The sequence below is a fragment of the Phenylobacterium sp. genome, assembly GCF_037968635.1.
Taxonomy (GTDB): Bacteria; Pseudomonadota; Alphaproteobacteria; order Caulobacterales; family Caulobacteraceae; genus Phenylobacterium.
The window spans coordinates 47,901-57,548 of the sequence record NZ_JBBKVV010000077.1 but is presented as its reverse complement, the minus strand read 5'-3'; the positions used below and the strand labels follow the sequence as shown (position 1 = coordinate 57,548).

Genomic DNA, 9,648 nt, shown 5'->3' with positions numbered 1-9,648 from the left:
CTCACCAACCAGGCCCTGCGCGCGGGTGTCGTGATCTCGGCGGGCACCGACGGCTTCTCCGAGCCGGACGCGGCCTATCCCGGTCTGCACGACGAACTGGAATTGCTGGTCGCCAAGGCGGGCTTCACGCCGCTGCAGGCGATCTCGGCGGCCACCTTGGGCGGCGCGCGCGCGGTGACCAAGGACCCTGACTTCGGAACCATCGCGTCGGGCAAGCTGGCCAACCTGGTCTTTGTCTCCAAGGACCCCAGCGCCGACATTGCAGCCCTGCGCACCGTCGTCCTCACGGTGAAGCGTGGGGTGGACTATCGCCGCGCCGACTATGACCCCAGCAGCGACGCCGCGGCGCGCAAGGAACCCGAATGATATCGCGTCGCACCACGCTCACCCTCGCGGCCGGCGCCCTGGCCGCCACGGCGGTCAGACCTGCGATGGCCGCCGGCGATCCGATCATCGTCAACGCCTTGGGCGGGCTGGCCAACCCGAACTTGGCCATCGGCCGCGCAGGCCCGCCGCCGTCGGTGGACGCCGACCTTGACGCGCGAGCCCTCGGCGACGCCAAGGCTTCGGGCCTCACGGCGGTGAACATCACCTTGGGTTACGTCTTCGGCGGGGGCGATCCCTATGTGGAGACGCTGAAGGCGCTCGACTCCTGGGACGCCATCCTTGCCGCCCACCCCGCCGACCTGACAAGGATCACCAAGGCCGCCGACGTCGCCAAGGCTAGGGCCAGCGGCAAGATCGGGCTGATCTACGGCCTCCAGAACGCCGTCCAGGTGGGCGAGCATCTGGAGCGGGTGGACGAGTTCGCCGGCCGTGGGGTGCGGGTCATCCAGCTCACCTACAATCCGCAGAACATCCTGGGTGACGGCGCCATGGCCCCGGCCAATCGGGGCCTGACCGAGCAGGGCCGCAAGGTGGTGGCCAAGCTCAATGAGGCCCGGGTGATGGTGGACCTATCCCACTCCGGCGAGCGCACCTGCCTGGACGTCATCGCCGCATCCAAGGCGCCCATCTCCATCAACCACACCGGCTGCCGGGCGCTCACCGACCTGCCGCGCAACAAGACCGACGCCGAACTACGGGGCGTGGCGGAGCAGGGGGGCTTCGTGGGCATCTATTTCATGCCTTTCCTGACCCTGGACGGCCATCCCAAGGCCGCCGACGTTGTGGATCACATCGCCCACGCGCTCAAGGTCTGCGGTGAGGATCATGTGGGGATCGGCACGGACGGCTCCGTCACCGGCATCGATGACCTGGCCGCCTATCAGGGGGCGCTGGAGAAGGAGATCGCCGAGCGTCAGGCGGCCGGCATCGGCGCCAAGGGGGAACGCGCCGACACCTATCCCTTCGTGGTGGACCTGCGCGGCGTGGACCAGTTCCGCAAGCTGGCCCGACTGCTGGCCGCGCGAGGCGTCAAGCCCCGGGTGATCGACAAGATCCTCGGTTCGAACTTCGTGGACTACGCCGCGCGGGCCTGGGGTTAGGGACATGGCCGGACGACCCACAGCGATCCTCTTTGATCTGGACGGCACGCTGGTGGACTCCGAGCCCGGCATCCGTGCGAGCGCGGAGGCCGCCCTTGCGGCGCTCGGCCACGAACCCATCGACTTCAGCATCGCCGAGCTTATCGGGCCGCCGCTGGAGGAGGTGATGACCGCATTTCTCAAGCGCTTCGGCGACGACCGGGTGGCTGAGGCGGTGCTGGCCTACCGAGAGCACTATGGAGCGGAGGGATACCGGGCGACCGAGTTCTATCCCGGCGTTTCAGCGATGCTGGCGCAATTCGCAGGCCTACCTCTCTACGTCGCGACGTCGAAGCGCACGGTCTTCGCGCGGCGCATTCTCGAGCATCTCGAGCAGGCTGCGGCGTTTGAGGGAATATATGGTTCCGAGCCGGACGGCGCGTTGGACAACAAGGCGGCCCTCATCGCCGACGTCCTGAAGCGCCATGACCTGGCGGCCCACCGCTGCCTGATGGTGGGTGACCGTCGCCAGGATGTCCTAGGCGCCCAGGCCAACGGCGTTCCGACAGTCGGGGTGCTCTGGGGATACGGCGATCGCGACGAACTGGAGACGGCCGGCGCCCGTTGGATCATTTCCCGCCCATCCGAACTGGTCGACATCGCCTCTGACCCGTCGGGCGGCGGGCTCCACCGGCCGATGGTCTAGGCCAAGGGCGCTTGGGGCGCCATCTTGCCCTTCTCTGAGGAATTTGAGTCGGCGCCGGGGCTTGGCGCACGGCCGGGAGCGCCGCTGACGTGCAAATGGGGCCTGACCAGTACTTGGCGACGGTGCGTCGCGCGCTGTCCTCGCGCCGCGCCTTCAACAAGGTGTTCGGAATCGGCGGGCACAAGACGGGGACCACCAGTCTCCAGAGCATCTTCCATCTTTGCGGGCTGGAGGTCGGGGACCAGGCGACTGGGGAGCTTACGAGCTTCAACGCGCGGCGCGGCCGATATCAGCCGCTGATCGACTACTGTCAGACCGCTGACGCCTTCCAGGACAGCCCTTTCGCGCAGGGCAGTATCTATGTCGCCCTGGACGCGATCTTCCCGAATTCGCGGTTCATTCTCACCGTGCGCGAGTCCGCCGCGTGGTTTCGTTCGCTGGAGACCTTCACCGCCAAACGCCATGGAGTTCCGTCCGGCGCGATCACCCAGGCTCTGGTGGAAGGCGACAGCTACCTGTTTCCTGGCTATGTCGCCGAGGGGCACGTGCATGCCTATCTCCTTGAGCCGCCGTCGTATCGCCCTGGCGAGCCCCAGTCCGAGGTGGTGCGGTGGGACAAGCTCTTCGAGCGCGACCACTATATCGCCGCCTATGAACGCCGAAACGCGGCGATCCGGGACTACTTCAAGGCGCGCCCTGAGCAGCTTCTTGAGATTGACCTGACGAAGGAAGAGTCGATCCAGAAGGTGACCGACTTCCTTGGCCTGCCGCCCGAATTCGGCGCGCTACCCATCCCACATGTGAATCAGACCTGACACGTCCTAGCCCATCCACCGTCCGACCAGCCAGAAGGTCACGCCGGAAATGGCGGCGGCGGCGGGCATGGTCAGGACCCAGGCGGTGACGATACCGCGCGCGACGCCCCAGTTCACCGCCGACGCCCGCCGGGCCGCGCCGACGCCGACGATCGCACCAGTGATGGTGTGGGTTGTCGAGACGGGCACGCCCAGCGCCGTGGCCGCGAAGAGGGTGATCGCGCCGCCGGTCTCGGCGCAGAAGCCCTGCATCGGCGACAGGCGGGTGATCTTCGACCCCATGGTGTGGACGATGCGCCAGCCGCCGAACAGGGTGCCGAGCGCCATGGCCGCCTGACAGGACAACACCACCCACAGGGGCACGTGGAACTCGCCGCTTGTCGGCCCCATGCCGTGGGCGATCAGCAGGGCGGCGATAATCCCCATGGTCTTCTGCGCGTCGTTGCCGCCGTGGCCGAGGGAGTAGAGCGAGGCCGAGACGAACTGCAGACGCCGGAAGGTGGAATCCACCGCGAAGGGTGTGAAGCGCACGAAGGTCCAGGAGACGATCAGCACCAGGATGATGGCCAGCAGGAAGCCTGTGCCGGGGGACAACACGATGGCGAACACCGTCTTGCTCAGGCCCGCCCAGACCACCGAACTGAACCCCGCCTTGGCGAGGCCTGCCCCCACAAGACCCCCCACCAGAGCGTGCGACGACGAGGACGGGATGCCCGCCCACCAGGTGATCAGGTTCCAGGCGATGGCGCCCACCAGGGCCGCGAAGATCAGCCCGTCCGACACCAGGTCCGGGGCGATGATCCCCGATCCGATGGTCTTGGCCACATGCAGGCCGAAGAACAGGAAGGCGATGAAGTTGAAGAAGGCCGCCCACATCACCGCGTACTTGGCCGACAGCACCCGCGTGGCGACGATTGTGGCGATGGAATTGGCCGCGTCGTGCAGCCCGTTCAGAAAGTCGAACGCCAGCGCTGTGAGGATCAGGATGATCAGGAGCGGCGTGAAGCCGGCGATATCCACGCGATCAGACCTGTTCGATCACGATGCCGCTGATGCGGTTGGCCACATCCTCGAACCGGTCGAGCACCTTCTCCAGGTGGCTGTAGACATCGACGCCGACGATGAAGGCCATGGCGTCGCCCTGGCGGTGGGCCTCGAACAGCGCCTTGCGGCCCTGGTCGTACAGGAGGTCGGACTTGTCCTCGATGTGGGTGATCTGCTCGGTAATCTCGTTCAGGCGCGTAGCATTCTGGCGCATCTTGCCCATCAAGCCGACGGCCTCACGGGTCAATTCGGCGGCCTGGACAATGATGTCGCCCATCTCTTGCATCGGCGCCTCGAAGCTCTTCAGCTCGAACAGCATGACGACCTTGGCGGTCTTCTGCATCTGGTCGATGGCGTCGTCGAGAGAGGTGATCAGGTCCTTGATGTCGCCCCGGTCGAAGGGGGTGATAAAGGTGCGTCGCACCGCCAGCAGCACGTCGCGAGTGATGTGGTCGGCCTGGTCCTCGAAGTGCATGACGCGTGCGCAGTCCGAAAGAACCGCGTCGCCGCCCTTGAGCACATCGCGTAGCGCGTGGGCGCCGGAGATCAGGGTGTCGGCGTGGGCTTCGAACAGATCGAAGAACTTGTGTTCCTTCGGCATAATCGCCTGAAACCACGTCATCATGGTCGATCCGCCGTCCGATGTTCCGGGCCCGGATGGCCCCCCGTTGGCGCGCTCATAGCCGGTCAGCAGCTTCGGCTGAAATGGATTTATGACGCCGCGACGCCAAACCCGCGGCAGTTGCGGCAAAAGCCCCGGCATTTCGGCCTCCGGCGTTTCCAGAGCGGACAAGATCGTGGCTCTATGCTGCAACCATTCGGGGGAATCGTCTCGACCATGCGCCGCCAACTCGCCTGCTTCGCCCTGATCATCGGGCTCAGCCTGAACGGCGCCGCCCAGGCCGCCGATCTGCTGATCTTCGGGGGGCCGATCTATACGGGGCTCGACGCCCAGCCGAGGGTCGAGGCCCTGGTGGTCAAGGATGGCAAGGTGGCCTTTGCCGGGGCCCTGGCGCAGGCGCGCAAACAGGCCGGCAAGGCCCAGACCATCGATCTGAAGGGCGCCGCGGCCTATCCAGGCTTCGTCGACGCCCACGCTCACCTGATGGGCATCGGCCTGCGGGAGATGACCCTGAACCTGGAGGGCACGCTCTCCATCTCTGAGATGACCGCCAAGGTGAAGGCTTGGTCCCTGGCCCATCCGGGCCCCGAGGTGCTGTCGGGCCGTGGCTGGATCGAGACCCACTATCCGGAGAAACGTTTCCCCAACCGCGGGGATCTCGACGCGGTGGTCGACGACCGCCCGGTGCTGCTGGGCCGCGCTGACGGCCACGCCATTGTGGTCAATTCCAGGATGCTGGCCCTGGCCGGCATCACCCGCGACACGCCCGATCCGGCGGGCGGCCAGATCCTGCGCGACGCCTTGGGCGAGCCCACAGGGATGCTTGTGGACAACGCCAAGGCCCTGGTGACCTCCAAGGTCCCCCCGACCTCCGAAGCCCAGATGCGCGAGGCCGCAAAGCGCGCGGTGGACCTCTACGCGTCGCGCGGCTGGACCGGACTGCACAACGTCAGCGTCGCGGCCCGGGACGTGGCCATCCTGAAGGACATGGCGGCTGCCGGGACCCTGCCGATCCGCGTGGACAACTTCATGGACCTGGCCAGCCAGGGGGGCCTGCTGACAACCGGGCCGTCGACCGACCCCACCGGCCTGGTGCGCGTGGACGGCATCAAGCTCTACATGGACGGGGCGTTGGGCTCGCGGGGCGCGGCCCTGCTGGCGCCGTATGACGACGCGCCGGGGACAGGTCTGCTGCTGACGCCGCCCGATGTGATCGCCAAGACCCTGCAGGCGGCGCGAAAATCCCACGCCCAGATCGCCATCCACGCCATCGGCGACCGAGGCAACCGTCTGGTGCTGGACGCCTTCGAGACCGCCTTCGACGGCGACCCGGCGCAACTGCGGGCCGCCCGATGGCGAATCGAGCATGCCCAGGTGATTTCACCCTCCGACATCCCCCGCTTCGCCGACCTGGGTGTCATCGCCTCAATGCAGCCGTCCCATGCCATCGGGGACCTCTATTTCGCCCCGGCCCGGCTGGGGGAGGCGCGGCTGAAAGGCGCATATGCCTGGCAGGAGCTTTGGGCCAGCGGCGCCCGCATGGCGGCGGGCACCGATGCGCCCGTCGAGAAGGGCGATCCGCTGGTGGAGTTCTACGCCGCCACCTACCGCCACGATCTGAAGGGCTTCGCTGGTCCCGACTGGGGCCTGGACCAGGTGCTGACGCGGCCCCAGGCGCTCTCCATGATCACCAGGGGCGCGGCCTATGCCGTGTTCCGGGAGAAGGATCTGGGCGACCTGGCGGTGGGCAAGGCCGCCGATATCTCGGTCTTCTCTGTGGACCTAATGACCGCCCCGTTCCCAGACATCGCCAAGGCCCACGCCGTGATGACCGTGGTGGGGGGCAAGGTGGTCTATCGGGCCAGGTAGGGTGGTCGTCACTGTGCGCGCCTGACCCGCGCAAGGATAGGTTGACGGCGCAGTCGCCCGCGTCGAAGCTTCACCTTGAGTGGAGTGGGGGCGCGTATGGGACTTTCTCGGCGGGACGTGATGGCGGCTGGGGCGCTCTTTGCGCCTGGGGTGGCCACAGCGGCGGACAAGGGGGTCACCTATCCTTTCGCCGTCACCCGCAACATGGCCTGGGCCGCGGTCCATCTGGATGGCAAGGACCCGCCGCTGCCCTTCTTGATCGATACCGGGTCTTCCGGGTTCGGGGTGCTGGACTCCAAGGCCCGCGAGCTCGGCCTTCGGCGCGAGGGTAAGTCCAGCGGCCAGGCCGCGATCGGCCGCATGAATTTGCAGGTGTACGGCGCGAGCGTCGTGCTGGGTGGCGCGGTGCGGGAGCCCTGGCTGCCGCTCGCCGGGATGACCTATCTGCCGCAGCCGATGCAGGGCATCATCCCCCTGGCGCGCTTCCGGGTCATGGGGATGGATTTCGACAAGCGGCAGGTCTTGATCGCCAGCCGGTTTCCGAAGGACCTGGAGGGCTACGAGTCCCTCGATCTTGACCCTGGGCGCGCCGTCGCCGGGAGCCTCGACCGGCTGGGCGCCTTCACCAATGACGACAACAACCAACTCATCAAGGACCACTCTCCGGTGATCGACGCCGAATTCAACGGCGAGCGGGTCAAGTTGCTGGTCGATACCGGCGCGAGCTTGGGGCTTTTCCTTTTCCCCGACTATGTGAAGCGCATGGGGTTGTGGGATCAGTTTCCCAAACACCAACCTGGGGGGATCCGGACTCTGGCGGGGCATGCCAACACCCGGACCATTCGCGCCGAGCGGCTGAAAATCGGCAAGCTGGTCTTCGCCAATCCCATTGTCTCCTTGGGTGATCCGGCCGACAGCGGGCGCGACGGGTCGCGCAGCGAGGTGGGGTTGATCGGCATGGAGTTTCTGCGCCGCCTCAACTTCATCAGCGATCCACAGCGGCGGAAACTATGGATTCGTCCCAATGCCGCCATCGCTGACGGCTATCGCTATGACCGCGCTGGAGCCGAGGTCGGGTTCATTGAAGGCGTCCCCCGGGTCACGGAACTGAACCCCGGTGGGCCTGCGGATCTCGCCGGCCTGAAACTGGGCGACCGGGTGACGGGCTGGCGTGGCGCCGACGGCCTTGAGGGCCTGTCCTGGGCGCTGCGGGGCGCGCCGGGATCCACCGTCGAGATTCAGGTGGAGCGAGATGGCAAGCGGCAGATGGTGGCGGTGATACTGGCCGATGTGATCTAGCGGGCGCCCGCCTGAAGTTGACGTCGGGTCCGCTGCGGCCCGGGAAAGAGAGAGCCGAGGCCCCCTTCGCGCCTTTCTCCAGCAGGAGCGCCTCTTCTAGCCCCGCGCCTCGTCCACCAGGTTCGGGAACACCCTGACGACCTTGCTCAGCAGGTACTCGCCATAGGTCCCGTCGAAATCGTGGACACTGGCGCCGTCCCAGCGATCCTCCGCGCCGGTGGTCGCCGCCACGCCGGGGAGGGGCGCCATCTTCGCGGTGAAATCCGGATCGAAGAACAGCGGGAAGGACAGGCGGTCATGCCCGCTCACATTCTTCACCCGATGGGGCGTGGAGCGATAGCGGCCGCCGGTCAGCCGTTCCAGCATGTCGCCGATGTTGCAGACCAGGGCGCCCTCGATCGGCGGCGCTTCGATCCAGCCCCCGGGCGCCTTGACCTGCAACCCGCCGAACCGGTCCTGCGCCAGCAGGGTCAGCAGGCCATAGTCGGTATGCTCACCCACGCCCCAGGATCGAGCGTCGGCATGCGGGCCCTGGGCGGGATAGTTGAAGATACGGAACAGCACCGTCGGCTCGTGGGTATAGGTGTCGCGGAAGTAGTCGTCCTCAAGGCCCAGGCTGATTGAGAACCCCTCCATCAGCGCAGTCGCGGCCCGGGTCGCCCCGGTCATATAGGTCTCGGCGGCGACCTTCAGGCCGGGCAGGGCGTCGGGCCAAAGATTGGCGCCGTGCATGGGCAGGTGGGCCTTCACACGGGGATGGTCCGTCGGGAGGTCGGTCCCGAGATAGAGTCCTTCCTTCAGGTCCGGCACGCCGGAGGTCAGCTCTCCGCCCACCGGGAAGAACCCCCGCCAAGCCCGCCCTCCGCGCGCCATGTCGATCTTCAGTTTCTCGGCCTTCGGCAGGGCGAAGAACGCGCGGCTCTGGGTCTCCAGGTTGGCCAGGACCTCCAGACTGATCCCGTGCCCTGTGAGGTAGAAGAACCCGTGCGCCTCACAGGCGCGGGCGATTTCCCCCGCCACCCGGGCCCGACCGGCCGCGTCTGCGCGGTCGAACAGGGCGCTCATCTCGATGACGGGAAGGGTCTCCATCAGGCGGCGGGGGCTGGCCGGGCGCGCTGGTTGTAGAGCTGCTTCATGCGGCGCTCGCGCTCCTCCGGGGTCACCGTGGAGGGGTCTTCGGGCGGGCCGGCGGTGACCGCCATGCCCTTCACCACGGCGGGCCGGGCGGCCATCACATCGAACCAGCGCTTGAAATACTTGAACTCCGCCATGTCGATGCCCTGCAGTTCCCAGCTGGCGGTCCACGGGTAGCAGATCATGTCGGCGATCGAGTAGTCGTCGCCGGCGATCCACGGGCGGTCATAGAGCCGGTTGTTCAGCACCCCGTACATGCGGTGAACCTCGTCGTTGAAGCGTCGCTGGGCGTAGGACTGGTCGCCATGCTTGGGATCGACGCGGCTGAAGTGCCCGCGCTCGCCGGTCTTGGGGCCCTGGTTGGCCATCTGCCAGACAACCCACTGGTTGACCTCGTACTTGCCGCGCTGGTCCTGAGGCCAGAATTTCCCGTACTTCTCGGCCAGGTACATCATGATTGAGCCGCTCTCGAACACGCTGATCGGCTCGCCGCCGCCCGTCGGCTCGTGATCCACCAGCACCGGCATCCGGTTGTTGGGGCCGATCTTCAGATAGGCGTCGGTGAACTGGTCGCCGCGGCCGATGTTCACCGGCGCGACGTTGTAGGGAACCCCCAGCTCTTCCAGCAGGGTGGTGACCTTCTTGCCGTTCGGGGTCGGCCAGTAATGGAGATCGAACATATGGAGCCTCGCG

10 protein-coding genes are annotated in these 9,648 nt (G+C 66.9%); 6 read left to right on the top strand and 4 right to left on the bottom strand.

Annotation, left to right across the window (positions count from 1 at the left end):
• From AAC997_RS09410 to AAC997_RS09395, 4 genes are all read left to right on the top strand, one after another.
• The coding region (locus AAC997_RS09410; protein WP_340645434.1) for an amidohydrolase family protein at window positions 1-366 on the top strand (366 nt) is incomplete at its 5' end.
• Complete coding sequence (locus AAC997_RS09405) at window positions 363-1,487, top strand: membrane dipeptidase (RefSeq protein ID WP_340645433.1); 1,125 nt, start codon at window positions 363-365, stop codon at window positions 1,485-1,487. The genes AAC997_RS09410 and AAC997_RS09405, both read left to right, overlap by 4 nt.
• Before the next feature lie 4 nt (window positions 1,488-1,491).
• A complete protein-coding gene (locus tag AAC997_RS09400) occupies window positions 1,492-2,172 on the top strand; it encodes an HAD hydrolase-like protein (RefSeq protein ID WP_340645432.1) in 681 nt (226 codons plus the stop codon).
• A gap of 95 nt (window positions 2,173-2,267) precedes the next feature.
• On the top strand, window positions 2,268-2,987 hold the full coding sequence (locus AAC997_RS09395) for a sulfotransferase (RefSeq protein WP_340645437.1): 720 nt from the start codon (window positions 2,268-2,270) through the stop codon (window positions 2,985-2,987).
• A 6-nt stretch (window positions 2,988-2,993) separates the two neighbouring features.
• Here AAC997_RS09395 and AAC997_RS09390 read toward each other — a convergent pair whose 3' ends face one another.
• Together AAC997_RS09390 and AAC997_RS09385 are read right to left on the bottom strand one after the other, a co-directional pair.
• Complete coding sequence (locus AAC997_RS09390; protein ID WP_340645431.1) at window positions 2,994-4,007, bottom strand: inorganic phosphate transporter; 1,014 nt, start codon at window positions 4,005-4,007, stop codon at window positions 2,994-2,996.
• 4 nt (window positions 4,008-4,011) lie between these two features.
• A complete protein-coding gene (locus tag AAC997_RS09385) occupies window positions 4,012-4,656 on the bottom strand; it encodes a DUF47 domain-containing protein (RefSeq protein WP_340645430.1) in 645 nt (214 codons plus the stop codon).
• A 213-nt stretch (window positions 4,657-4,869) separates the two neighbouring features.
• Between AAC997_RS09385 and AAC997_RS09380 the strand changes: the two genes are divergently transcribed.
• Window positions 4,870-6,522, top strand: a complete 1,653-nt coding sequence (locus tag AAC997_RS09380) for an amidohydrolase (RefSeq protein ID WP_340645436.1) — start codon at window positions 4,870-4,872, stop codon at window positions 6,520-6,522.
• Between the two features lie 96 nt (window positions 6,523-6,618).
• Window positions 6,619-7,821 carry an aspartyl protease family protein gene (locus AAC997_RS09375; protein WP_340645429.1) on the top strand — a complete coding sequence of 401 codons (1,203 nt, stop codon included), beginning with the start codon at window positions 6,619-6,621 and terminating at the stop codon, window positions 7,819-7,821.
• Between the two features lie 96 nt (window positions 7,822-7,917).
• Here AAC997_RS09375 and AAC997_RS09370 read toward each other — a convergent pair whose 3' ends face one another.
• Together AAC997_RS09370 and AAC997_RS09365 are read right to left on the bottom strand one after the other, a co-directional pair.
• On the bottom strand, window positions 7,918-8,910 hold the full coding sequence (locus tag AAC997_RS09370) for a 2-oxoglutarate and iron-dependent oxygenase domain-containing protein (protein WP_340645428.1): 993 nt from the start codon (window positions 8,908-8,910) through the stop codon (window positions 7,918-7,920).
• Window positions 8,910-9,635 (bottom strand): glutathione S-transferase N-terminal domain-containing protein, encoded by a 726-nt coding sequence (locus AAC997_RS09365; protein WP_340645427.1) that lies wholly within the window; start codon window positions 9,633-9,635, stop codon window positions 8,910-8,912. The genes AAC997_RS09370 and AAC997_RS09365 overlap by 1 nt, the downstream gene beginning before the upstream one ends.
• Window positions 9,636-9,648 lie beyond the last annotated feature (13 nt).

Coding starts and splice junctions, on each gene's coding strand:
- AAC997_RS09375 (WP_340645429.1), top strand. CDS start 6,619: ATGGGACTTTCTCGGCGGGACGTGATGGCGGCTGGGGCGCTCTTTGCG.
- AAC997_RS09380 (WP_340645436.1), top strand. CDS start 4,870: ATGCGCCGCCAACTCGCCTGCTTCGCCCTGATCATCGGGCTCAGCCTG.
- AAC997_RS09405 (WP_340645433.1), top strand. CDS start 363: ATGATATCGCGTCGCACCACGCTCACCCTCGCGGCCGGCGCCCTGGCC.
- AAC997_RS09385 (WP_340645430.1), bottom strand. CDS start 4,656: ATGATGACGTGGTTTCAGGCGATTATGCCGAAGGAACACAAGTTCTTC.
- AAC997_RS09395 (WP_340645437.1), top strand. CDS start 2,268: ATGGGGCCTGACCAGTACTTGGCGACGGTGCGTCGCGCGCTGTCCTCG.
- AAC997_RS09365 (WP_340645427.1), bottom strand. CDS start 9,635: ATGTTCGATCTCCATTACTGGCCGACCCCGAACGGCAAGAAGGTCACC.
- AAC997_RS09370 (WP_340645428.1), bottom strand. CDS start 8,910: ATGGAGACCCTTCCCGTCATCGAGATGAGCGCCCTGTTCGACCGCGCA.
- AAC997_RS09400 (WP_340645432.1), top strand. CDS start 1,492: ATGGCCGGACGACCCACAGCGATCCTCTTTGATCTGGACGGCACGCTG.